Genomic DNA, 24,564 nt, shown 5'->3' on the forward strand with positions numbered 1-24,564 from the left:
TAGGAAGGAAGTAGCTCTGACTCGGCTCTCAATACCTGCCGGTGGCTGAATCGATACAGATCCGGCTACCTGTATATGAAAGGCCCGACGCAGCGCAGTTCCGGGCCCTGATGGCGAACCGACAAAGCGTTGTTTTTTCTGGAAAAATCAGGAGAACAGCGGTAACGCGAACGCCGCAGCGAGGCGGCAGGGGAAGGCCTGGCCGAACGGCCAGGCCGGAACATCACATCACTCGGTGGCGGCAGGCTTGGCCGTGGCCGCCTTGGCACGGGAAGCGCGCGGCTTCTTGAGCGTGGCTGGTGCCACACCTACGCCGGTGGCCTCGACGTTGGCGTCAGCCTTTGCCTTGCTGGCCGGGGCCTTGCTCGCACCGGTCTTGCCTGCACTGGGCTTGACCGCCTGCTTGACCTTGCTGGCAACCTTCTTGGCGGCCGACTCGACCTTCTCGGTCACGGACTCACCGGCAGCTGCGTCTTCGGTAGCGGCCTTCTCGCTGCCACTCTTGGTCTTGCCGGTGGTGCCGGCCTTGCTAGTAACAGGCTTTTCCGCGCTGGCTGCAGCCTTGGTCGCGCGAGGCTTCTTGGCCGCGGTCTTCTTGGCCACGCCTTCCTGTTCGGCTTCGTACAGTCGGGTCGCCATCTCCCAGTGGCGATCATGTTCGTGAGCCGGCCGTCCTTCGGACTCCCAGATCTGATAGGCGAGCTGCTGGATGCGTTCGTCTTTTTGGGTCATTGCGGTGCGGCTCCTTGAGTGATGTCTTGTGTGCTGAGCAATCCAAGCGGAAAACGTGCCAGAACCTCGCCGACAGAAAGCTCTTTCTTCTGGTCATGGACAGATGCCGGGGCAAAAGTTTCCCCAAAACGGTACATGGACAAGGTTTCGGGAAGTTTTATCCGGGTGTCCTGCCAAGCCTCCGCGGAAAATTGCAGTTTTCCGTTGTTCTCCAGCAGTTCGGAGGCATGCACCGGCACGATGACGATCACTGCCTGTTGTTCCCAGGTACGGGCAAAGGCCAGCACCTGATCGGCGTGGGCACCCACTACGCTCAGGGGCAGATAGTCACCTTCGGTGAACAGTTGCGGCCGCTGCTTGCGCAGTTGCAATACGGCAGCCAGTACCTGCTGCTTGACCTCGCCGTTCTGCCAGGCATCCAGAGCAGCATCGACCGAGGCGTGCCTGGTCAGCGCCTGCTGCCGCGGGGCGTAGTCCACGGCGCGACGGTTGTCGGGCTCCACCAGGCTGAAGTCCCAGAATTCACCACCCTGGTAGAGGTCGGGCACGCCGGGCGCGGTATTGCGCAGTAGCATCTGCACCAGGCCGTTCAGGGCACCTGCTGGCGCCAGTTCCTGTACCGCAGTGACGATCTCGCTGCGCAGGCCGCGGTACTGATCGTCGGTGAGCAGACCTTCCAGAAAGGCCTTGCAGGCCGCTTCGTAGTCCCCGTTCGGAGCCCACCAGTCGGACTCCAGCTTCTCCTCGCGCAGGGCCTTTTCCTGCCACTGCAGCAGACGCTCCAGATAGGCCTCCAGACCCTGCCGGTCATCGGCCTGCAGATGCAGTGGCCAGCTGGCGAGCAGGGTCTGGTAGAGCATGAGTTCATCGCCCGGCGTCGGCGCCGGGGCGTCGTTCCACTGGCCGCGCAGCGGGGCGGCCTGCTGCATCCAGCGGGTGGCCTGGGCGATGTAGGCATCCGGACGTTCCGAGACCACCGCCAGGCGAGCGCGGGTGTCCTCGCCACGCTTGTGGTCGTGGGTCGCGGTGGTGAGCATGTTGCGCGGGAAGTGTTCAGCGCGCCAACCGCTGGCCTGGTGGAAGGCACTGACCGGCTGGGCGAAATGCTGCGGATCGAAACCCACGTCATTGCGCGACAGCAGCGGTGCGGAGCGATAGCAGGCGGTATCTTCCACGGCCTTGGCAGCAATGGGCGAAGTGAGCTGCTGGAACTTGGTGATCGCCCGGCGCTGTTCGCGACGTGCCACGCTGCCCACGGGCTTGTGCCGCGGGGCATCACCACCCAGCCAGGCGCGCAGTTGCTCCAGTAGCGGCTGTTCTGCTTCGCTGACATGGGGGCGGGCGGCCTCCAGCGCGGTATCGAACCACTGGGCATCGGCACCGACGAAACCCGCCGCGCCGGCATAGGTGCGATAGACCTTGAACTGCACGATCAGCTCCAGCAGCACCCGGCGGATGGCGCCCTGACTGGTGTCGCGGGTACGCCAGTCCTGTTGGGCGAGCAGGTGCAGGGTGTGCACGGCGGATTCGAATTCGCTGGACAGCGCGCCGGTGAGAACCAGACGCCGTGCTTCCCGTACCTCTTCGAGGAAGTCCTCGGTACGACCGGTCCGCTCGGCCCAGAACCGGCGGAGCGGTGCTTCGCCGCTGGCCGCATGCTGCACCGCCGAGACCTCGTTCATGAACTCGTAGCCGGTCGTGCCATCGATGCCCCAGCCTTCGCGCAACTGCTCGCCGTCCGCCAGGATCTTCTCGATATAGATGGGGAAGCCATCTTCCGGCGCGCCACCGGTGCGGCTGGCGCAAAGGTCGTCCACCCGACGGCGCAGCTTGCGGCAATAGGCACGGGGATTGGCCAGGCCGTCGATGTGATCCAGGCGCAGGCCGTCGAGCAGGCCTTCGCTGATCAGGCGGAAGATCAGCGAATGGGTCTCCTCGAACACCTCGTGGCGCTCCATGCGCAGGCCGCCGAGTTCGGTGATGTCGAAGAAGCGCCGCCAGTTGATGTCGTCCGATGCGGTGCGCCAGCTGGCCAGGCGATAATGCTGACTCTCCAGCAGGGCATGCAGGCGTTCCTGGTTGGCCGGCTGGCTGCCATCGAAGGCGGCGACCGCCTTCTCGATGGCCGCTGCCACAGCGGGATCCCTGGCGGCGTCCGCCAGCTGGCGCTGGGCGCCGCGGGCTTCGTCCAGATCCTTGGCACGTGCCGAGAAGGCATCCGCGAAGAGGCTCAGTTGGGGCAGGTCGCTCTCGCGCAGGATCTGGCCATAGGTGCCTGGGTTGATGGGGAAGTGGTGGGCGTAGTACTCCACGCGGAAGGCGCCTTGCTCGGCGTCGAACACCAGCTTGAGGTCGCCGGCCTGCAGCACGTTGCCATAGGCGTCACCGAGGAAGGGCAGCAGCACCTGGCCCTGCAGATCCGGGTCCGGGCCGTACCAGTTGATGTCGTAGAAGCCGGCATAGCGGCTCTGACGACCCCATTCGAGAATATCCAGCCACCAGGCGTTTTCCGAACCGCCCACGTTGGTGTGGTTGGGCACGAAGTCGGCGATCAGCCCCATGCCGTGCTCACGCAGGCGGGCGACCAGGCGCCGCAGCGCGTCTTCGCCGCCCAGCTCCGGGTTGACCCGGGTCGGATCCACCACGTCGTAGCCGTGCACGGAGCCGGCGCGAGCGGTGGTGATGGGCGAGGCGTAGACGTGGCTGATACCCAGCTTGGCGTAGTAGTCCACCAGGGGCAGGGCATCGTCGAAGGTGAAGTCCTTGTGGAACTGCAGGCGTACGGTAGCGCGCAAGCGACTCATCGAGTGTTCTCCGGATTATTACGCGCAGTGCTCAGCACGCTCAGGCGTCGTTTAGGGGTAGCAGCGTTCAGCAGGCGCTCGGCCGGGTCGTCCCAGCGGCGCAGCCAATTGGGGTGTTCGTTGGTGGTGCCGGGCAGGTTGGCCTGCTCCAGCTGGCCCAGGGCGTCTTCCACCGGCAGGATGATCAGCGGTGCCGGGGTGCGGCCGATGAAGGCGATGGCGGCATCGACCGCCTGTTCGACATTGCTTTCCCGGGGGTCGTCCAGTTCCAGCACCTTGGCCAGGTATTGGCGATCCTCGGCCCGCTCGTCGAGCCGGTCCTGGCGCGAGGTGCCATCGGGCAGCAGCCCCAGCTCCTCCTGCCAGTCGGCATCGCGGCCCTGCCACCAACCGGTAAGGGTCGGCAGGTCATGGGTGGTGGGCATGCCCATGGCTGTGTCCGACCATTGCGCAGCGGGCTTGAAGGCCTTGCCATCTCGCTCGAACAGCAGCACCTGCATGCCCATGATGGCGCGCTCGGCCAGGCGTTCGCGGAAGCCTTCGGGCACCGTCCCCAGGTCTTCACCCATGACCACGCAGCGATGACGCCAGGATTCCAGGGCGACCAGTCGCAGCAGGTCGTCGATGGGGTAGGAGAGATAGGCACCGTCGGCCGGCGAAGCGCCCTCGGGCACCAGCCAGAGGCGTTGCAGGCCCATTACGTGGTCGATGCGCACACCGCCGGCATGGGCGAAGTTGGCCCTGAGCATCTCGATGAAGGCGCGGAAGCCATGCTGGATCATGCCGGTGGGCGAGAAGGCGGAAATGCCCCAGCCCTGGCCTTTCTGGTTGAGCAGGTCCGGTGGGCAACCCACGGTGACCGAGGCCAGCAACTCTTCCTGCCGACTCCAGGCCTGGCTGCCACCACCATCCGCGCCCACGGCGATATCGGCGATCAGGCCGATCTTCATGCCCGCGTCGCGGCACTGTGCCTGGGCCGCGGACAGCCCTTCGCTGGCCAGCCATTGGGTGAAGGCGTAGAACTCCACGTCCTGGGCATGGCGTTCGGCGAATTCGGCCACGGCCGGGTTCCTGGGGTCGCGATACTGCTGCGGCCAATGCTGCCAGCTCGGCGAGGCAGCGCCCTGGGTGAAGGAGGCATGCAGGGCTTCGAAGCGACAATGGTTTTCCAGCGCCTCGCCACCGTCGCGGCGGAAGGCCTCGAAACGTTCCCGCAGCTCGCCGCCGGCGGTGCGGAAATCCAGGTGCAGGGTGCGCAACAGGCGCAGGCGCAGCTTGGCCAGCGCCGGCCAGTCGATCAGCTCCAGCTGCTCCAGGCGCTCGGCTTCCGCCTGCAGACCGGCGCGCTGCATGGCCTGGCGTACGGACTCGGCACCCAGGACCAGCTCCGGCGCGGCATAGAGCACATTGAAGAACACCCGACTCGATGGCGAGTAGGGGCTGTAGCGGCTGCCATCGGCGCTGAACATGGCGTGCAAGGGGCTGATGGCCAGGGCGTCGGCGCCTTTGTCGCCGGCGGCCTTGGCGAAGTGCACCAGGCCCTGGAGATCGCCGGCGCCGCTGCCCCCTTCGCGTCTGAGGCTGTAGAGCTGCACGGCCAGACCCCAGAGACGGGCCTGTTCATTGCCGGTGGCGTCGGCGATGGTGAAGCAGCGTTCCGGCGCGACGGCCAGTGTCAGGGCTTCGCCATCGACCTCGGCCTGGTGATAACCGGCGGCGCTGATCGGCGCCAGCTGTCCGCGGTCGTCGACCTGGCCGTCCAGACGCTCGCCGCCTTCCAGCTGTACCTGGTAGCGGACACCGCGCCTGAACTGGTCCGGCGCACCGACCGGTTTATCGACCACTGCGGTGATGAGCGGCGGCAAGTGGTGCTTGTCACCCACCTCGGCCAGCTTGCGCAGGCTGGCGTCGATATCGGCGTCACTGTCCGCCGGCAATTCGATGGCCTTGAGCAGATTGCGCAGCGCCTCCGGGCTTACGCGTTGGCGCTGGCCGTCGTAGGCGGTCCATTCGATGGCGATGCCGGCGGCCTCGGCCAGTTGTTCCAGACGATCGCCACTCATGCCTTTTTCTCCAGCCAGACCAGTGCCGAATGCGCGGTCAGCGTGCGGTCCTGACGGGCAGGCGTTGCTGCAGCGTCGCTGCTGTGCAGCAACTCGCCCTGAGGCGCCTCGTCGAGCTGCACGGCCTTGTCGCTCAGGTTGAGTTCGATGGTCAGGCGGCTGCCGTCGGCGAGGCTCCAGCGAGCGCGCACGGCCCGGTCGGCCAGGGCTTCGGCGCCTGCGGGACGCGCCCCTTCCAGACGCGGGAAGAGTTCGCGGTGGCGGATCTCCAGTAGCTCGCGGTACAGCCCCAGCCAGGCAGCGTGATCGGGCTGATCGGCTTCGCCGAAATTGGGCTTGGAGTCCTCGAAGGTCTTGGGCGCGTTCGGATCGGGGATCTGCTGGCGATGCTCTTCACTGGTGAAGAAATCGAAGTCCTTGAACTCGTTACGGCGACCATCGCGGACCAGTTCGGCCAGTTCATCGTTGTGGCTGGTGAAGAACAGGAAGGGCTGACGGCTGCCCCATTCCTCGCCAATGAACAGCAGCGGAATCATCGGACTGAGCAGCAAGAGCGCGGTGGCCGCCTTCAGCGCCGGCTCCGGTGCCAGACGGGTCAGGCGTTCACCGAAGGCGCGGTTGCCGACCTGGTCGTGGTTCTGCAGGAAGATGACGAAGGCCGAGGCCGGCAGGTCCTTGCTGGGTTCACCGCGCGCCTTGCCGTGGCGGGTCTGCTCGCCCTGATAAATGAAGCCTTCGCCCAGGCAGCGCACCAGCTTGGCCGTGGCGTCCTCGGTGAAGTCCTGGTAGTAGCCTTCGTTCTCGTCGGTCAGCATAGGATGAATGACGTTATGCCAGTCGTCCGCCCACTGCGCGTCGTAGTGCTTGCCGCCCAGCAGGGTGGCGGTGTTGTCTTCGTTTTCCAGCATCAGGTGGATGTGGCGACCCGGCTCGACGGTGCTGCGGATCTCCTCGGCCATCTCTTCGAGGAAGCCCTTGTCGTTGATGGCATGGACCGCATCGAATCTCAGGCCATCGAAGCGGTACTCCATCAGCCACATCAAGGCGTTGTCGATGAAGTAGCGGCGCACGGCGTCCTGACGGAAATCGATGGCGGCGCCCCAGGGTGTATGGATGTCTTCGCGAAAGAAGCGCTCGGCGTAGGCGTGCAGGTAGTTGCCGTCCGGCCCGAAGTGGTTGTAGACCACGTCCAGGTAGACCATGACGCCATGGCCGTGGGCGGTGTCGATCAGCGACTTGAGATCGTCCGGGGTGCCGTAGGAGGCTTCCACCGCATAGGGCAGGACGCCGTCATAGCCCCAGTTGCGATCGCCGGGAAATTCCGACAGCGGCATCAGTTCGATGGCGGTGACGCCCAGCGCGGCCAGGCGGGGTACCAGCTTCTCGACACCGGAAAAGCCACCCAGGGTGCCGACATGCAATTCGTAGATGACGCTTTCGTGCCAGGGGCGACCCTGCCACTCGACGCTTTGCCAGTGATAGGTGGTGGGGTCGATGACGATGCTTGGCTCGTGCACGTCGCCGGCCTGGGCGCGGGACGCAGGATCCGGGACCAGCAGGTCCTCGATCTGATAGCGATAACGGGTACCGGCGCCGCACTGGGCCTCGACCGCGAACCAGCCGTCTTGCTCGGCCTCCATGGCAAGGGTCATGCCGCCTTCCAGGACCACCGAAACGGCATCGGCGCTGGGTGCCCAGAAGTGGAAGAAGGTGCGGTCCTTGCCCACCAGGGTGGCACCGGCACGGGTTTGCCAGGCATAGCCCCCGGTCACCGCGGCTGCGTCGCGCGAAATATCAGTCATGGATAGAGAACTCCCGAAGCCGGACGGCAGAAAAGACACTGCGGCCCAGTTGGCCGCAGTTGCTGTTATGACCGGTGAGAGTTGCTCAAAGTTGGGCGGGGATAGCGCTTTTCGTCGGCCTTTTGGCGAAGGAAAAGCGCTTGGTAGCCACGTCGGGCATCAGGCGCCGACGTGACGCTCCTGATGCGCGGTGGCCTGGAGCAGATCGAGGTACAGCGAGGCGTACGGCTTGGCGCATTCGGACCAGAAGAATGGGCCCTGCATGGCCCGGTGCCGCATGGCCAGCAGCAGGTCCTGACGTTCGAACACACCCAGGGCGCGGTCGATGGCGCTGATGTAGTTTTCCAGCGACAGCGGGGCAAACAGGAAGCCGGTGGTGCCGTCCTCGATACTGTCGGCCAGACCGCCGGTGCGGGTGGCGATCGGCAGGGAGGCAAAGCGCTGGGCGTACATCTGGCTCAGGCCGCAAGGCTCGAAGCGCGAGGGCATCAGCAGGAAGTCGCTGCCGGCATACATGCGTCGGGCTTCCGTCTCGCAGAAGCCGATGTGGGCACTGACGCGGCCAGGGTAGCGCAGGGCCAGGGCCCGCACCTGACGCTCGATGTGCGGCTCGCCGCAACCGATTATCATCAGCTGGCCGCCACGGGCGACGATGTGATCGGCGGCCTGGATGGTCAGATCGATGCCTTTCTGCTGGACCAGCCGCGAGACCACGGCGAACAGCGGGCCATTGGACGGCTCGAGACCGAATTCCTCGCGGATGCGCGCCGCGTTGACCGCCTTGCCGTCCCAGTCGGATTCGTGGAACTGCTGGCACAGATGCGGATCGCTGCAGGCGCTCCAGCCATCGTCGATGCCATTGAGCAGACCGGTCAGCTTGCCTTCCCGCGCCTTGACCTGCAGCAGCCCTTCCAGGCCGCAGCCGAATTCGGGCGTGGTGATCTCGTGGGCATAGGTGTGGCTGACCGTGGTGATGTGGTCGGCATAGACCAGGCCCGCCTTGAGAAAGGAAACCTTGCCCCAGAACTCGAGGCCTTCCATCTGGAAGGCATGGGCGGGGATGTCCAGGTCGGCCATGACCGAGGCGGGAAACAGGCCCTGGTAGGCCAGGTTGTGGATGGTGGTAAGGCAAGGGGTGCTGGCACCCTTCCAACGCAGGTAGCCAGCAGCGAGGCCGGTCTGCCAGTCGTTGAGGTGCAGCAGGTCCGGCACCCAGCGAATCGAGGCGTCGCCCAGGGCGAAGTCGGCCGCGGCGCTGGCCAGACGACCGAAACGGATGTGGTTGTCGGCCCAGTCGGCGCCGTTCAGGTCGCCGTAGGGATTGCCCGAGCGCTCGTACAGCTCGGGACAGATCAATACATAGACGACCAGCCCGTCGTCCAGATTGACGCGACCGATGTCACAGGCGGGCATGGCGGCACGGGCGGCGATGCGGCCGACCATCTGCACACGGTCCTTGATCGCGGCCATCACCTGACGGTAGCCGGGGATCAGCACCCGGACGTCATGGGAGGCGGCGAGGGCGCGCGGCAGGGCGCCCGAAACCTCGCCCAGGCCACCGGCCTTGACGAAGTCGGAAATTTCCGGCGTCACGAAGAGGATACGTTTGCGGCTTTCGACGACGGAGCTCAGCGTCAGCTGAGGCTCATCCGTGCGCTTGCGAGGAGAGCTGGATCTGGTGGAAAGAGTGGCAGTTTCAACGGGCTCCAGAGCCCCAAATTTCCCCACGACGGCATTTGCCATGGTGCGCTCCCAATGCAGCAAGTTCGAGACTGAGGTTTACCTGATTGCTTCTTCCTGAAGCTCGATGCTCCTGGTTCAAAAACGCCTACAGCCGAGCTGCTACAGCCTTTTTGCCGGTCATCTCTTCTGAGATGTCTGGATTTGGGCGAGAACTGCTTCGCGGAATTCCAGATTGCTCTCGCACTGACTCTCGGACAACGTCACAAGTTTCCTGCTCGAATGTTGCGGTCCTGCTTCGTATTGCCAAATACATGCCCGAAAGCTGGCGCTCACTCTTGGTGCGCTAAGACATAAGCTGCAGGTGAACCGCTTAATGGCTGCCTGATCGAGACAATTAGCCGATAAATCAGACTTCTGGCTGGCGTACGACCGGTTCGTGCCTTTCGTCGGATTGTGGTGTGGGAAGCACATCGCGACGTCCCAGTTCGGTTCGCAGCTTGGGCAGGCAGAGGGGGAACTCACGATTGATGTAGGTGATCAGCCGTTCCCGCACGAAGCAGCGCAGGTCCCAGTTCTTCGAGGAATCGCCGGAGCTCACCAGCACCCGGATCTGGATCGAATCATGGGACGCATCGGTCACCTGCAGCACACAGACACGCTCGTCCCATAAATGAGGCACCTCGGCACAGGCGCGTTCCAATTCGGTGCGGATCGGCGCCAGGGGCAGGGAATAGTCAACCCATATGAAGACTGATCCGATCAGGCTGGAGGAGGAGCGCGTCCAGTTCTGGAAGGGGGTCTCGATGAAGTACTGCAGGGGAACCACCAGGCGACGGTCGTCCCAGATGCGGACCACCACATAGGTGCCGGTAATCTCTTCCACCCGGCCCCATTCCCCTTCGACGATGACCACGTCGTCGAGCCGGATCGGCTGCGTCACGGCGATCTGCAGACCGGCGATGAGATTGCCCAGTACCGGGCGCGCGGCGATACCCGCGACCAGGCCGGCGACACCAGCGGAGGCGAGCAGGCTCGCGCCCACCTGGCGAACCGCGGGAAAAGTCATCAGCATCAGGGCGATACCTACCAGCAGCACGACGAAGCTGAGGCTGCGTACCAGCACCCGATTCTGCGTCTGGATTCGCCGTGCCCGCAGGTTGTCCACCACATCCACGGGATTGCGCAGGGCGATGGTGGCTCCGACGGCCTTGACCGACCTGAGACCCAGCCAGGTGAAGGCAGCGATGCTCAGCAGGCCGGTGAGATGCTGTACCGCACGCAACAGCGGCAGGGCATCGGGTGCGGAATTCCAGACACCTTGCAACACCACCAGAGGGACCGCCAGCCGCGCTGGCTTCTCGGCGTGCTTCACCAGGTTGCGCGCCAGCAAAAAGGGATTGGCGAGCGGGCGGATGGCCGCAAACGCCACTATCAGGAGGATGCTGCTGATCAGCAGGGCGACCCCCGCCGCGATCAGCGTGGTGATCCAGGGGGCGTTGAGCCAACCTGTCCAGTCGATGGCCGTCATACGCATTTCCTCAAGCAGACGGCTTCCCGGGATCCTGAAAAGCTGACGCGGCGGAATCGCGGGAAGCCTTTCGAGATACCTGTTTTCCGACTGAGGGGCTTCGCCACGGTTCCCCGAGGAAGCGGCAAAATACCCTGCCAATTAATACCACCCCTGCAGGAAAAAACCTGTTCGGCTCCCGGCAGGCTTTTCTGTCGATCAGTGGGGCAGGATGTCGCACCTCGCGTCTAAGCTTAGAGGAGAGTGCGCAGCGGACGCAGGATAGGAGTAGAATTCGCGCCCCAACGAGATACGTCCAGTCAGATGGCGGACCTGCGGAGATCGAGACGGATTTATGAAGCCAGTGGTAGTGGTTGTCGAAGACGAGAACATGTTGCTCGGGCTGATGGAAGAGGTGCTCGAAGGCGAAGGCTTTCAGGTGCACACCTTCGGTACCGCGGACCAAGCCTGGGAATACCTGTCGAGTGCGCGTCCGACGCCGGATCTGCTGATCACCGATGTCCGCATGCCGGGTGCCATCGACGGTCTGGAGCTGGCGCGTCGTGTCAAGCAGCAGCTGCCGGGTCTGCCCATCATCGTCTCCTCGGGTTATTTCGAAGAACTCCAGCCTGAACGCGCACCGGATATCTACTATCTGCCCAAGCCGTGGCGCTTCGATGATCTGCTGGCCGGCTGCTTCCGCTTCCTCAATCAGCGCAAAGGCTGATTGCTGTCCTCCGCGGCCTGGTTCCAGGCCGCTTTTCGCGCTTTTTGCAGTTCATACCTTCACCTGGCTTCCCGGCTCGCCAACCTGGCGCAAGGCCTTTGGCCCGGGAAAAGCATCCAGGTAATAGCCCCCACGGGCCGCGCCCTGCGCTGTGATGGCCCATCCCGTGGCAGGGATCGGCCAGCGTCTCAGCGTGGCGATCAGTTGCCCAGGACGTCGACCAGCCCCAGGACGAAGAACAGCACGATGCACACCGCCGCCACGGCAACGGGGATGAAGCGCGGATCCTTGATAGCCTTCCATACGGCCTGACGATTGCTGCGCGACCTTTCCATGACACCGCTCCAGGAGGAAAGCCGGCGAGCTTAAAGCATCGCCGGGGGCGGCGAACAGCGGGGCAGGGCGGCTCTCGTCGGCATTTCCGGCGGCTTCGGCCCCTAGGCGACGCCGATCTTCCACTGCGGTGGCGGCGGCGTGCCGTTGACCGCGAAGTCGCCGACGATGCGATCCTTGTAGATGCGCGGATTATGGGAGGCGAGGGTACGGACATTGCGCCAGAAGCGATCCAGTCCCTGCGGTCTAAGCGTGGCCGAGGCGCCCAGAGCGTCGAAGAGGCGTCCGGAGGCATCGATGATCAGGTCCGTAACCACATTGAGCGACTGGCAGACCTCCAGTTCGGCCAGTTCCACCGCGCGATCCTCGGCCGCCTGGTCATCCGCCTGCCTGAGGTCATGCACGCGCTGCAGCGCTTCGGCATTCTTCAGGGCGATCACCCCGGCGCAGTAGGCGGCGCTGCGCACCTGGCCTACCACTGCCAATACCTGTGGATCCTGGCTGACCCGGTCGGCATTACCAATGGTGAAGGTGCGGGTGCGAGCGGCGACCGCAGCCGCCACCTCGCTGCTCATGGCCCGCCCCATGCCCGCCAGGTTGGCGAGGTGGAAGACTTGGAAGAAGCCCGGCGAATAGCGGAAGCGCTCGCCTACCGTGACCACGTCCCCAGGCGCTACCCGCACGTTGGTAAAGGTGGCCGTGCCGCTGGCGGTCAGCGTCTGGCCGAAGCCATTCCAGTCATCCACCACCGCTACGCCGGGAGCGTCGCGGCGGATGGTCGCCATGACGCGATTGCCGGCGTCATCGGTGGCGCCCACGTCGATCCAGTCCGCATAGAGCGAACCCGTGGTATAGAACTTGGTGCCCGAAAGCAGCAGGGCGTCACCCTCCCGACGCACGCGGGTACTGAATTCGGCCCGCCGGGCATCGCCGACCTCGCTGGAGGCCGGACCCAGGGTTTCACCCGCGGCGATACGGGCGAACCAGCGGCTGCGGCGTGCCTGGTCATCGCTGTTGAGCAAGCCCTCGACAAAGCCCATGTGACCGCGCAACGCCTGCACCAGATTGGAATCGGCCTCGCCCAGTTCGATGAGCAGGGCAAACAATTCCGGCAGGGTGACGCCCGCACCGCCATGCTCGACCGGCAACCGCAAGGCGGTGAAACCGGCCGCCTTCAGCCAGGCCAATTCTTCGACCGGCAGTCGCCGCTGCACCTCGCGTTCTATGGCGCCCGCGCGAATACGCTGGAACAGCGGCAGAAAGCGGGCCGAGAGTTCGGCGTGACGCGCGGAAGGGCCGGCGCCCCAGCCTGCGGAAATGATGCTCATGGAAAAGAAAATCCTTCTGGTCGTGTCAGCAGAGAGTGGGGAAGCGCGAGCCCAAGACGAGCCAGCTCGGTATGGGCGGCTCGGGTGCAGCCGATCAGCACCATCGCCGCTACCAGTCGACGGCCGAGGGTGCCGACGAGGGATACCCGCGCTGTCGCACGGTATCGGATGCGCGTTGCCGCTTCGGCTCGATTCAGGGTCGGCAGCCGAGGCAGCGGAGGGGGGCTGGACACGTCGCAGGCTGCCAGCTCGGGAACGAAATTCACCCTTGCAGTTCGCGCAGGCGCAGCAGGTAGAAGAGTTTTATCAGACAGCGGCATGGCAAACTTTGAAGTTCGTGAAAGTTGGCGGAAGTCTAGATGGGCGTTCAAGAGCGCCGCCAATCTTCAAAGCTGCTAAGGATATGTCTTTAACTGATTTTTAAATGCAGGTGTTGCTCACGCAACAGTTGAGCTGCCTGATCGGTTTTTGCTTATAAGCTTATGATTTTTTTTGCATTATGCTATGTAAGGTAAGACGTAAGAGATGGCTTAAACAAGGCGTTCAATCAAGCGAAGTTACAAGCAGCGAGGTGGTCGAATAACGTCTTTTCATGAGGTAATGCCTTAACGATATTTGGCTTCCCTCTTGTTTTTCCTTAGGGTCAGCGTTGATTTCTCGTTATCAGGACCCTGCGGTGACTGTCTATCTCGATGCGCGGCACCGCCGCCTGATCAAGCTGCTCCTGCATACCGCCACCGGTCGAAGTGAATGGCCAACCTGGGGGCTGATCGTCGGTGTCTACGCCGGCTGGCTGACGCTGGTCTGGGCGTGGCCGCTACTGGGTTTCTGGATCCTGCCGCCGCTGACGATCCTGGTGGTGCTGCATCAGTCCCTGCAACACGAGTTGATTCATGGACATCCAACTCGCTGGCCTGGGGTGAATGCCTTGCTCGCCTATCCGCCCCTCGGCCTCTGGTTTCCCTTTCCGCTCTATCGTGACAGCCACCTGGCGCACCATCGGCGCGAGAACCTCACCGATCCGACCCTCGATCCCGAGAGCCGTTATGTCGATGGCGAACTCTGGGAGCGGCGAGGGCAGGTCGGGCGTGCGTTGCTCTGGATGGACAAGACCCTGATCGGTCGGCTCCTGGTTGGCCCGATCCTGGCGCTGCACGGCATGCTCGATCTCGAAGTACGCCGCGGGTGGCGCGGGGAGCGGGGCGTGCTGCGCGTCTGGCTGATTCATCTGGCGCTGTGTGCAGGCTTGCTCCTGGCGATTCACTTGCTATCTGGCATTCCCCTGGAGGTCTATGTGCTGGGGGTAGCCTGGCCGGCGCTGGCCGTAACGCTGATCCGATCTTTCTACGAGCATCGTCCGGCGCTGGACCCTGCGCAAAGATGCGTACTCAACGAAAGCGGTGGGGCGCTGCGCTGGCTATTTCTCAACAACACCCTGCACCTGGTTCACCACGATCTGCCGGGCTTGCCCTGGTATTTCATTCCGCGGGTCTATCGAGCCAGGCGCCGTGCCTACCAGGTTCGCAGTGGTGGTTTCCTGTTTTCCGGCTATCGCGACTTGGGCTGGCGTTTCGCCTGGCGACCCGTGGATGCGCCACTGCATCCTCAAGCGCAAGCAGCGGGTACGCCGGCTGGCAGACGGCCATTTGCCATAGTTCTTATCACTAAATAATACCACCCCTGTAAAGAGCTGATCAGTCTCCTTCGACTCCTCTGCTGCAGCACTCAACGGCGAAAGGACCAGCCACGATCGAGACGCCATGGTCGTCATGATCGAACCGAATACCGGCGTTGGACTGCAGACGAAGTGATGCGCAAATTGGGAGCGCTCCGGTTTCACTAGACAGGGGTGTAGTCGAAAGGATGACTTCCGGGATCGCCTCGTCAGGCGTGTTCCCGGTTTACTTCGCCTTTGGCTGATTGCTGCAACAGCCTGACCAAGGCACGGACGCTTTCCGGCAGCGCCTCCAGATCCCTGACCAGGATATTTCGCTCGCGCAGGGCCCAGGGCTCTTCGAGCCGTACCGTCCTGATGGCCATGCTTTTGCCGTGATGCTGGGCGGCGGATTCGGGCAGGATGCCGATGCCCACCTTGGCTTCGACCATGCGGCACACGGCCTCGAAACTGGAAAGCTGGATACGCAGATTCAGGGTGGCACCGAGACGCTCCACCTGATCCCGCAGGAAATTCAGCAGGCTGGTGCCCTCGCGCAGACAGATGTGCTGGTAGTCCAGGGTTTCACGCAAGGTGACCTGGGGCTCGCTCGCCAAGGCATGATCGGTCGGTACTACCAGCGTCAGGCGGTCCATGCTGTAGGGCAGGATCTGCAGATTGCTGGCCTCGATCAGCCCGGCGGTGATGCCCAGATCCGCTGCCCCGTCGATGACCCCCCTGACAATGTCACGATTGAGGCGCTCCTGCAGATCCACCGTCACGCCGGGGCGATCGGCGAGATAGCCGGCCAGCAGCCCCGGGAGGAACTCTGTAACCGCTGTGGTGTTGGCGAAGATACGGATATGCCCGCTGGCATCGCTGCGGTACTCGGTGAATTCACCTTTGAGAAAGTCGACTTGGCGCATAACCAGGCGGGCATGTTGCAGTAGACGCTGACCCGCTGGCGTGAGCTCTACGCCGCGGCTGTCACGGTATAGCAAGCGGATGCCGAATTGGCTTTCGAGGGCCTTTATCCGGGCGCTGGCAGCTGCCGGAGAGAGTGCGGCCCGGCGTGCGCCCTGGGTCAGGCTGGGCGATTCGGCGATATGGATGAAAAGCCGCAGGTCAGGCAGGTCGAAATGCATGCTCTTGTACTCGGTACGTCTTTCGGCGTTCAGCCTAGCCGAATGCCGGCTTACGCAAATGTAAATTCACAGAACGAAACAACTCCCCTCAAGCTGGTTGAGAGCCTAATGACGGGAGCCAGACATGAACACTACGCCGGCCGAAGCCTGGGTGGGGCGAACGCTCGAAACCCACGAGTTCCTGGGTCAACGCCAAGTCGCGCGTATCGCCCATACCTTCGACGAATCGCCGTTGGCTGCAGGCGAGGCGCTGCCGCCGCTCTGGCACTGGGCCTTCTTCGATAATCCCGTGGCAGGTGCCCAGCTCGGGCCCGATGGTCACGCGGCGCGGGGCACCTTCCTGCCGCCGGCGGAAGGGCGTAATCGCATGTGGGCAGGCGGACGCCTGGAGTTTCTCGGCGAACTGCGCGTTGACGAGCAGGCTCGTTGCCTTTCGACCCTGCTACGCGTCGAGGAGAAGGCGGGCCGCAGCGGCAGCCTGCTGTTCGTGACCGTCGAGCATCGCTATTTCCAGCGCGACGAACTGGTACTGCGCGAAGAGCAGGACCTGGTCTATCGCGAGCCCGGAGCGCCCAAGGCCGGCAGCGGCGAAGCCATCGCTCTCGGCGGCTGGGCGGAGTCGGTGGTGCCCGAGCCTACGTTGCTGTTTCGCTATTCGGCGGTGACCTTCAACGGTCATCGCATCCACTACGACTGGCCCTACGCGACCCAACAGGAAGGCTATGCCGGTCTGGTCGTCCATGGCCCGCTCATCGCGACCCTGTTGCTGCGCAGCTTTCGTCGCGCCCATCCCACCGCGCGGATACGGCAATTCAGTTATCGCGGCGTTCGTCCGCTGATCGCGCCCGCTCCCTTCACGCTCAGTGGTCAGGTCATCGCGCCCGGGGAGGCGGAGCTGTGGGCCGGAAATGGCGACGGTGTCGCCCAGATGGCTCAGTTGCATTTCGAGTGACAGCGGTGCCCCTATAACGACAAGAGAGAAACCCCATGCTGGACGAACGACAAGAAGAATTCGCCGCCATTCGCGATGGCGTCCGTGGCCTCTGCGCGGGCTTTCCGGCCGAATACTGGCGCCGAATCGATGAGCAGAAGGGTTTTCCCCAGGACTTCGTCCAGGCGATGACCGAGGCAGGCTGGCTGTCCGCGATGATTCCGGAAGCCTATGGTGGCTCGGGGCTGGGCCTGGCCGAGGCGTCCATCATCCTGGAGGAGGTGAACCGCTGCGGGGGCAACTCCGGCACCATCCATGGGCAGATGTACAACATGTTCACCCTGCTGCGGAATGGCAGCGAAGAGCAGAAGAACAGCTATCTGCCACGGCTGGCCAGCGGCGAGCTGCGGCTGCAGTCCATGGGCGTCACCGAGCCCACCACCGGCACCGACACCACCAAGATCAAGACCACGGCGGTGCGCAAGGGCGATCGCTATGTGATCAATGGGCAGAAGGTGTGGATCTCCCGGGTGCAGCATTCCGATCTGATGATCCTGTTGGCGCGGACCACACCCCTGGAGGCCGTCCAGCGCAAATCCGAAGGTATGTCGATCTTTCTGGTGGATCTGCGTGAGGCAATTGGCAAGGGGCTCACGGTTCGGCCCATCCCCAACATGGTCAATCACGAGACCAACGAGCTGTTCTTCGACGAGCTGGAAATTCCCGCTAGCAACCTCATCGGGGAGGAGGGCAAGGGTTTCCGCTACATCCTCGATGGGCTCAATGCCGAACGCACCCTGATCGCCGCGGAATGCATTGGCGACGGCCGCTGGTTCGTCGAGAAGGCCAGTCACTATGCCCGCGACCGGGTGGTATTCGGTCGCCCCATCGGGCAGAACCAGGGCGTGCAGTTTCCCATCGCCGAGGCCCATATCGAGATCGAGGCCGCCGATCTGATGCGCTGGCACGCCTGCGATCTGTACGACCGCGGCGAAAACGCCGGCGCGGCGGCCAACATGGCCAAGTACCTGGCGGCCAAGGCCAGCTGGGAGGCGGCCAACGCCTGTCTGCAGACGCACGGTGGCTTTGGCTTTGCCACCGAGTACGACGTCGAGCGCAAGTTTCGCGAGACGCGCCTGTACCAGGTGGCGCCCATCTCCACCAACCTCATTCTTTCCTACGTGGCCGAGCACCTGCTCGAATTGCCGCGCTCGTTCTAGGGTGACTGCCATGACCCATACCGAACGTCTGGCGGCCTATCTTGGCGAGCTGGCCTATGCGGACCTGCCAGCCAGCGTCGTCTCTCGGACCGAAGAGCTGTTTCTCGACTGGCTGGGCTCCGCACTGGCCAGCGATGGCAGCCATCCCACACCGCTGTTCCATGCCTATGCGCAGACCATGGGCCCGCGCGAGGGGCGGGCCCGGGTACTCGTCGCGCCCTACGGCACCTCGCCCTACTTTGCCGCGCTGGTCAATGGCGCCGCCTCTCATCTGGTGGAGCAGGATGATCTGCACAACAGCTCGGTGCTGCATCCGGCGACGGTGGTCTTTTCCGCCGCACTGGCCGCCGCCCAGGACCTGGGAAAGAGCGGACAGGAGCTGATCGTCGCCGCGGTCGCCGGCTATGAGGCAGGCATCCGCATCGGTGAATTTCTCGGGCGCTCGCACTATCGGATCTTCCACACCACGGCCACCGTCGGCACCCTGGCCGCGGCGGTGGCGGTGGGCAAGTTGCTGGGCTTCGACCGGGAGCAGTTCATCCAGGTGCTTGGCAACGCGGGCACCCAGGCGGCGGGGCTCTGGGAGTTCCTGCGTGACGCGGCGGATTCCAAGCAGCTGCATACCGCCAAGGCAGCGGGGGATGGACTGCTCGCAGCCTATCTCACGGCGCAAGGGCTGACCGGTGCGCGCAACATCCTGGAAGGCGAGCAGGGAATGGCTGCCGGCCTTTCCAGTGACGCCGACGCCCGCCGCCTGAGCGATCGCCTGGGGCAGCGCTGGGCCTTGCTGGAAACCTCCTTCAAGTTCCATGCGTCCTGTCGGCATACCCATCCTGCTGCCGATGCCCTGTTGGACCTGATGCAGCGCGAGTGCCTGGCGCCCGACGACATTGCCCGGGTAACAGCACGAGTTCACCAGGGCGCCCTGGACGTGCTCGGGCGCGTGGACGTGCCGCGGACCGTGCATCAGGCGAAGTTTTCCATGGGCACGGTGCTGGGTCTGATCGCCGTCCATGGCAAGGCGCAACTGGGCGAATTTGCGAATTCCGCGCTGAACGATCCCGCGGTCGCGGCCTTCCGCGCGCGCGTCGGCATGCGGCTGGACCCCGAGGTCGATGCCGCCTATCCCCAGCGTTGGCTGGGAAGGGTCGAGGTGACAACCCGCCAGGGCGCCGTTCTGCAGGGACGTATCGACGAGCCCAAGGGTGATCCCGGCAATACCCTCGACAGGGCCGAATTGGAAGACAAGTTCCGCCGGCTGGTCGCCTTCGCCGGCAAACGCCCACCCGCCGAGGCCGAGGCCCTGATCGCCCAGGCCTGGCGGCTGCACGAGTGCGTGGATCTCTATTGCTTCACCTGACCCGGAGTGAACCAAGATGGCTGTCGAAAAACCTCGTCCTCTGGATGGCATCACGGTCGTGAGTCTCGAACACGCGATCGCGGCCCCGTTCTGCTCCCGGCAGCTGGCCGACCTGGGCGCCCGGGTGATCAAGATCGAGCGGCCAGGCAGTGGCGATTTCGCTCGGGGCTACGACGAACGTGTCGCCGGACTCGCCTCCCACTTCGTCTGGACCAATCGTTCCAAGGAGAGCGTGGCTCTGGATCTCAAGCAGGATGATGCCCTGGCCGTGCTGGACAAGCTGCTCGCCGGGGCGGACGTCCTGTTGCAGAACCTGGCGCCGGGCGCGGCGAGTCGGCTGGGGCTGGGCTTCGAGGCGCTGCACGAGCGCTTTCCCCGGCTGATCGTCTGCGATGTGTCCGGCTATGGCGCAGGAGGTAGCTACGAGCGCAAGAAGGCCTATGATCTGCTGATTCAGAGCGAGGCGGGTTTTCTTTCGGTGACGGGTGGACCAGACGATGACCAGCTGGCCAAGGCGGGCTGCTCGATCGCTGATATCGCCGCGGGGATGTATGCCTACAGTGGCATCCTGTCGGCGCTGCTGTTGCGGGAGCGGACCGGGGAGGGCAGTCGCGTTGAGGTCAGCATGCTGGAGAGCCTTGTGGAGTGGATGGGCTATCCGCTGTATTACGCCTACGCCGGCATGCCGGCCCCCGCGCGTGCCGGCGCCGCCCACTCCACCATCTACCCCTACGGACCCTTTCCCGCAGGCGATGGCGGCACGGTGATGCTGGGCCTGCAGAATGAGCGGGAGTGGCAGCTCTTCTGTGAGCAGGTGCTGTTGCAGCCGGAACTGGTTACCGATCCGCGATTTTCCGCCAACTTCAAACGTTCGGCGAATCGCGGCGTGCTGCGCGACCTGATCGTCGAGGCGTTCGCCGAGCTCAAGACCGAAGAGGTCATCACCCGCTTGGAGCGGGCGCAGATCGCCAATGCCCAGGTGAATGACATGGCGGCCGTCTGGGCGCATCCCCAGTTACGCGAGCGTGATCGCTGGCGTGAGGTCGGCAGTCCGGCCGGTCCCTTGCCCGCCTTGTTGCCACCGGCGAGCAACAGTGCCTTCGAGCCGCGGATGGATCCGGTCCCGGCGCTGGGCGAGCACACCGAAGCGGTATTGCAGGAGTTGGGCTATGACCACGCCGCGCTGGAGGCGCTGCGCCAGCGAGGTGCGCTATGACCCCTACCGCCAGCAGGATGGCTGCTGATCCTCGCTCGGCCCTGTTCGTCCCGGCGACTCGTCCGGAGCGAATCGCCAAGGCCGTGGCCAGCGGTGCCGATGTGGTGATCGTGGACCTGGAGGATGCGGTCGCTGAAGCCGCCAAGACCGCAGCACGCGGCGCCCTCGAACAGGCGTTGCTCGCCGCGCCTGCCTTACGGGTCTGGATACGGATCAACGCCGCCGCTCACTCGGCGCACGGCGACGACCTGGCGCTGTGCCAACGCCTGGGGCAGGTGCTCGGGGTCGTCCTGCCCAAGGCGGAAAGCGCCGCCCAGGTCGAGCGCGTCCATGCCGAGACGGGCAAGCCCGTCTGGCCGATCATCGAGAGCGCCCGGGGGCTGGATCGACTCAAGGAGGTCGCCGGGGCTGCCGGGGTGGAGCGCCTGGTGCTCGGTGGTCTGGATCTGGGCCTGGATCTCGGTCTGGAAAGCGGTACGGCGGCAGCCGAACGGCTGCTGGATCAGGCTCGCTTTCTACTCCTGCTGGAAGGCCGACTGGCCGGGCTGCCCGCACCGCTGGACAGCGTCTTTCCAGCCATCGATGACCTGGCCGGTCTGGCGACAGCCACCGCCAGTGCGCGTGACCAGGGCTTCGGCGGCCTGTTGTGCATCCATCCCCGCCAGGTCGCCGTGGTGCACGACAGCCTGCGGCCGACGCCAGCGGAAATCGATTGGGCACGGCAGGTGATCGCGGCGAGTCAGGGCGACGTGGGGGTCTTCGTCGTCGACGGGAAAATGATCGATGCACCCGTCATCGGGCGGGCCCAGCGACTGCTGAGGCGTCTGCAAACAGGTGCTCCGGTGTTAGGCAGAGCTGAAGGCCCTGTTGGGCAATGATGAATTCCACCCCACGGAGGGGGCGCGTTTAATAAACCCGACCTGATTACAAAAACAAGATGAGGTGTCGCCATGCCCACGTTGACTATCAAGACGCTGTTCTGTGCCGCCGTGTTTTCCTTCGCCGGTTCGCTTTACGCGGCAGATGAAGCTCCCATCACCATCAAGTTTGCCCATGTGGTCGCCGAGCACACCCCCAAGGGGCAGGGCGCGGTGCTGTTCAAGAAGCTGGCGGAAGAGCGCCTGCCCGGCCGGGTGAAGGTCGAGGTCTATCCCAACTCGTCGTTGTTTGGCGATGGCAAGGAGATGGAGGCTCTGCTGCTGGGCGATGTCCAGATGCTGGCGCCCTCGCTGGCCAAGTTCGAGCACTACGCCAAGGCGGTGCAGGTCTTCGATCTGCCCTTCCTGTTCGACAACATGGCCGCGGTCGATCGCTTCCAGGCCGGCCCCCAGGGCAAGGCATTGCTGGCCAGCATGGAAGGCAAGGGCATCACCGGGCTGGCCTACTGGCACAACGGGCTAAAGGTGCTGTCAGCGAACAAGCCGCTGCGTGAACCCAAGGATGCCCGCGGCCTGAAATTCCGCGTCCAGGCCTCGGCGGTCCTCGATGAGCAATTCAAGGCACTGCGTGCCGTGCCGCGCAAGATGAGCTTCGCCGAGGTGTATCAGGGCTTGCAGACCGGGGTCGTCAACGGTACCGAGAACACCTGGTCCAACTACTACAGCCAGAAGGTCTATGAGGTTCAGCCTTACTTCACCGAGACCAATCACGGCCTGATCGACTACATGGTGATCACCAATACCAAGTTCTGGCAGGGGCTGCCGGAGGATGTTCGCAGCGAGCTGAGCAAGGTGATGGCCGAGGTCTCTGTCGAGGTGAACCGCCAGGCTCAGGCCCTCAACGACGAGGCGCGTAGCGCCATCGCCAAGGCCGGTACCAGCGAAATCATCGAGCTGACTCCCGCGCAACGCGAAGACTGGCGCAAGGCCATGCAGCCGGTATGGAAGCAGTTCGAGGGAGAGATTGGCAGCGAGGTGATCAAAGCGGCCGTCGACGCCAACAGGGCTAGCTAAAAAAGCCACGAGCGCTTCTTTCCTTCGCCCCCTGTCAGCTGTTGTCGGAGGTTCTTATGCCCGCCGTGACCCGTCTCTGGTGCCGGCTGGAGGAGGCGCTCGTCGCCTTCCTGCTGGCGGTCATGACCCTGATCACCTTCTTCTACGTGGTGGTCAACAACGTTTACGCCGTTTTCTATTATTTCGCCGATCACCTTCCCTTTCTGGAAAAACCCCTCTTCGCCATCGGCGATGGCATTCTCTTCGTCTCCCAGGAAATGACCTGGAGCGTTGCCCTGGCCAAGGCCGTATTCGGCTGGCTGATCTTCATCGGTCTGGCCTGGGGCGTGCGCCTCGGCGCTCACCTGGGGGTCGATCTGCTGGTCAAGACCTTTCCGCCCGCGCTGCGCAGGTCGGTTGCCTTGCTGGCGGTCGGTATCTGTATTTTCTATTGCGGACTGATGACCTATTCCAGTCAGCAATGGGTAGCGGCGCTGATGAACGCCAACATCGGTGCCGAGGATCTCGACCGCTTCGGTCTGCGTCAGTGGCATATCGTCATGATCGTGCCAATCGGCTTCGGTCTCATGCTTATCCGCTTCGTCGAGGTGTTCCTGCGCATCCTGCGCAACGAGCAGAGCGGGTTCGGTGGACACAGTGAAGCCGAGGATGCTCTCAAGCTCGTCGACGGACACCAGGGCACGGAGCGCCAGCCATGACTATCACCTTTCTGTTCCTGGCGCTTTTCGTCCTGATGTTCATCGGCATTCCGGTTGCCATTTCCCTGGGGCTTTCCGGCGCGCTCACCATCCTGCTGTTCAGCAACGACTCGGTGCGCTCGCTGGCCATCAAGCTGTTCGAGACCAGCGAGCACTACACCCTGATGGCCATTCCGTTCTTTCTGCTGGCCGGAGCCTTCATGACCACGGGCGGGGTGGCTCATCGGCTGATCGAGTTCGCCAACGCCTGCGTCGGCCATATCAGGGGTGGATTGGCCATCGCCGCGATCCTGGCCTGCATGCTGTTCGCCGCCCTCTGCGGATCGTCGCCAGCCACCGTTGCCGCGGTAGGCTCCATCGTCATCGCCGGCATGGTCCGCTCGGGCTACAAGCGCGAATTCGCGGCCGGCATCGTCTGCAATGCCGGCACCCTGGGGATTCTCATCCCGCCCTCCATCGTCATGGTGGTCTATGCGACGGCCACCGAATCCTCGGTGGGCAAGCTGTTCATGGCGGGGGTGGTGCCGGGGTTGCTGCTGGGGCTGGTGCTGATGGTGACCATCTACGTCATCGCCCGGATCAAGAATATCCCGGCACTGCCACGCGCGTCCTTCAAGGAGGTGTTGCGCACCGGTCGCCGTGCCATCTGGGGCCTCATGCTCATCGTGATCATCCTCGGCGGCATCTACTCGGGCATGTTCACCCCCACGGAAGCGGCGGCGGTATCGGCGATCTATGCAGCCATCGTCGCGGTCTTCGTGCACAAGGACATGAAGCTGAGAGAGTGCCACCGGGTGCTGATCGATGCAGGCAAGTTGACCGTGGTGCTGATGTTCATCATCGCCAACGCCATGCTGTTCGCTCATGTACTGACCACCGAGCAGATTCCCCAGTCGATCACGGGTTGGGTCGTGGCCCAGGGGTTCTCGCCGGTGGAGTTCCTGATCGTGGTGAACATCGTGCTGCTGATCGCGGGCACCTTCATGGAGCCTTCGGCGATCATCCTGATTCTCGCACCTATCCTCTTCCCAATCGCCGTGCAGCTCGGGATAGATCCGATTCATCTGGGGATCATCATGGTGGTCAACATGGAGATCGGACTGATCACACCGCCGACAGGACTCAATCTGTTCGTCACTTCAGCAGTCACCGGGATGCCGCTGACCACCACCATCAAGGCCGTTTCCCCCTGGCTGCTGGTGATGCTCGCCTTCCTCATCCTGGTGACCTACGTGCCTTATCTGTCCCTGGCCTTGCCGAATTGGTTGGGCATGACCTGAGGCAGAGGAGGGTGACTGGGTGAAGCGTCCAACGACTTGCGACCGGACACTTCACCCAGTGGTTAAGGCGGCGCCACGATCGTCGTTGTCGCTCCGCGGCTCCTGAATTGATCCCCGTCCAATACCACC

At 63.9% G+C, this 24,564-nt stretch carries 19 protein-coding genes; 10 read left to right on the forward strand and 9 right to left on the reverse strand.

Annotated elements, in window-relative coordinates:
• Nucleotides 1-228: 228 nt before the first annotated feature.
• The 6 genes from OMP44_RS08115 to OMP44_RS08140 form a co-directional block, all read right to left on the reverse strand.
• Nucleotides 229-732, reverse strand: coding sequence for a DUF2934 domain-containing protein (locus OMP44_RS08115; RefSeq protein ID WP_280307293.1), 504 nt, complete (start codon nt 730-732; stop codon nt 229-231).
• A complete protein-coding gene (gene treY, locus OMP44_RS08120) occupies nt 729-3,536 on the reverse strand; it encodes a malto-oligosyltrehalose synthase (protein ID WP_280307294.1) in 2,808 nt (935 codons plus the stop codon). The genes OMP44_RS08115 and treY overlap by 4 nt, the downstream gene beginning before the upstream one ends.
• Complete coding sequence (gene malQ / locus OMP44_RS08125) at nt 3,533-5,599, reverse strand: 4-alpha-glucanotransferase (protein WP_280307295.1); 2,067 nt, start codon at nt 5,597-5,599, stop codon at nt 3,533-3,535. Before malQ ends, treY begins: the two co-directional genes overlap by 4 nt.
• Entirely contained in the window at nt 5,596-7,401 is a 1,806-nt protein-coding gene (gene treZ, locus OMP44_RS08130) for a malto-oligosyltrehalose trehalohydrolase (protein WP_280307296.1), read from the reverse strand. The genes malQ and treZ overlap by 4 nt, the downstream gene beginning before the upstream one ends.
• A gap of 159 nt (nt 7,402-7,560) precedes the next feature.
• Entirely contained in the window at nt 7,561-9,144 is a 1,584-nt protein-coding gene (gene glgA, locus OMP44_RS08135) for a glycogen synthase GlgA (RefSeq protein ID WP_280307297.1), read from the reverse strand.
• Nucleotides 9,145-9,490: 346 nt separating this feature from the next.
• Nucleotides 9,491-10,612 (reverse strand): mechanosensitive ion channel family protein, encoded by a 1,122-nt coding sequence (locus OMP44_RS08140; RefSeq protein ID WP_280307298.1) that lies wholly within the window; start codon nt 10,610-10,612, stop codon nt 9,491-9,493.
• 334 nt (nt 10,613-10,946) lie between these two features.
• Here OMP44_RS08140 and OMP44_RS08145 point away from each other — a divergent pair, with 334 nt between their 5' ends.
• Nucleotides 10,947-11,318 carry a response regulator gene (locus OMP44_RS08145; protein WP_027599241.1) on the forward strand — a complete coding sequence of 124 codons (372 nt, stop codon included), beginning with the start codon at nt 10,947-10,949 and terminating at the stop codon, nt 11,316-11,318.
• A gap of 200 nt (nt 11,319-11,518) precedes the next feature.
• On the opposite strand, the gene OMP44_RS08150 is transcribed toward OMP44_RS08145, so the two are convergent.
• Nucleotides 11,519-11,653, reverse strand: coding sequence for a hypothetical protein (locus tag OMP44_RS08150; protein ID WP_256664572.1), 135 nt, complete (start codon nt 11,651-11,653; stop codon nt 11,519-11,521).
• 102 nt (nt 11,654-11,755) lie between these two features.
• A complete protein-coding gene (locus tag OMP44_RS08155; protein ID WP_280307299.1) occupies nt 11,756-12,979 on the reverse strand; it encodes an acyl-CoA dehydrogenase family protein in 1,224 nt (407 codons plus the stop codon).
• Nucleotides 12,980-13,655: 676 nt separating this feature from the next.
• Between OMP44_RS08155 and OMP44_RS08160 the strand changes: the two genes are divergently transcribed.
• Nucleotides 13,656-14,651: a fatty acid desaturase gene (locus OMP44_RS08160; protein WP_280307300.1), complete on the forward strand. Its 996-nt coding sequence runs from the start codon at nt 13,656-13,658 to the stop codon at nt 14,649-14,651.
• 212 nt (nt 14,652-14,863) lie between these two features.
• On the opposite strand, the gene OMP44_RS08165 is transcribed toward OMP44_RS08160, so the two are convergent.
• The gene (locus tag OMP44_RS08165) at nt 14,864-15,778 is read right to left on the reverse strand and encodes a LysR substrate-binding domain-containing protein (protein ID WP_280307301.1); all 915 of its coding nucleotides are present in this window, start codon (nt 15,776-15,778) and stop codon (nt 14,864-14,866) included.
• Between the two features lie 124 nt (nt 15,779-15,902).
• Here OMP44_RS08165 and OMP44_RS08170 point away from each other — a divergent pair, with 124 nt between their 5' ends.
• The 8 genes from OMP44_RS08170 (at nt 15,903) to dctM (ending at nt 24,435) form a co-directional block, all read left to right on the forward strand.
• Nucleotides 15,903-16,730: an HTD2 family dehydratase gene (locus OMP44_RS08170; RefSeq protein ID WP_273861610.1), complete on the forward strand. Its 828-nt coding sequence runs from the start codon at nt 15,903-15,905 to the stop codon at nt 16,728-16,730.
• A 35-nt stretch (nt 16,731-16,765) separates the two neighbouring features.
• Nucleotides 16,766-17,929: an acyl-CoA dehydrogenase family protein gene (locus OMP44_RS08175; protein ID WP_405046425.1), complete on the forward strand. Its 1,164-nt coding sequence runs from the start codon at nt 16,766-16,768 to the stop codon at nt 17,927-17,929.
• 10 nt (nt 17,930-17,939) lie between these two features.
• Nucleotides 17,940-19,289, forward strand: a complete 1,350-nt coding sequence (locus tag OMP44_RS08180) for an MmgE/PrpD family protein (protein ID WP_280307302.1) — start codon at nt 17,940-17,942, stop codon at nt 19,287-19,289.
• A gap of 16 nt (nt 19,290-19,305) precedes the next feature.
• Nucleotides 19,306-20,505 carry a CaiB/BaiF CoA transferase family protein gene (locus tag OMP44_RS08185; RefSeq protein WP_280307303.1) on the forward strand — a complete coding sequence of 400 codons (1,200 nt, stop codon included), beginning with the start codon at nt 19,306-19,308 and terminating at the stop codon, nt 20,503-20,505.
• A gap of 17 nt (nt 20,506-20,522) precedes the next feature.
• Complete coding sequence (locus OMP44_RS08190; protein ID WP_187979198.1) at nt 20,523-21,383, forward strand: HpcH/HpaI aldolase/citrate lyase family protein; 861 nt, start codon at nt 20,523-20,525, stop codon at nt 21,381-21,383.
• A 72-nt stretch (nt 21,384-21,455) separates the two neighbouring features.
• The gene (locus tag OMP44_RS08195; protein WP_187979199.1) at nt 21,456-22,457 is read left to right on the forward strand and encodes a TRAP transporter substrate-binding protein; all 1,002 of its coding nucleotides are present in this window, start codon (nt 21,456-21,458) and stop codon (nt 22,455-22,457) included.
• A 56-nt stretch (nt 22,458-22,513) separates the two neighbouring features.
• A complete protein-coding gene (locus OMP44_RS08200) occupies nt 22,514-23,155 on the forward strand; it encodes a TRAP transporter small permease (RefSeq protein WP_280307305.1) in 642 nt (213 codons plus the stop codon).
• Nucleotides 23,152-24,435 carry a C4-dicarboxylate TRAP transporter large permease protein DctM gene (gene dctM / locus OMP44_RS08205; RefSeq protein WP_187979201.1) on the forward strand — a complete coding sequence of 428 codons (1,284 nt, stop codon included), beginning with the start codon at nt 23,152-23,154 and terminating at the stop codon, nt 24,433-24,435. Before OMP44_RS08200 ends, dctM begins: the two co-directional genes overlap by 4 nt.
• Nucleotides 24,436-24,564 lie beyond the last annotated feature (129 nt).

Source organism: Pseudomonas flavocrustae (assembly GCF_029872515.1).
In the GTDB taxonomy this organism is placed as follows: domain Bacteria; phylum Pseudomonadota; class Gammaproteobacteria; order Pseudomonadales; family Pseudomonadaceae; genus Chryseomonas; species Chryseomonas aestiva.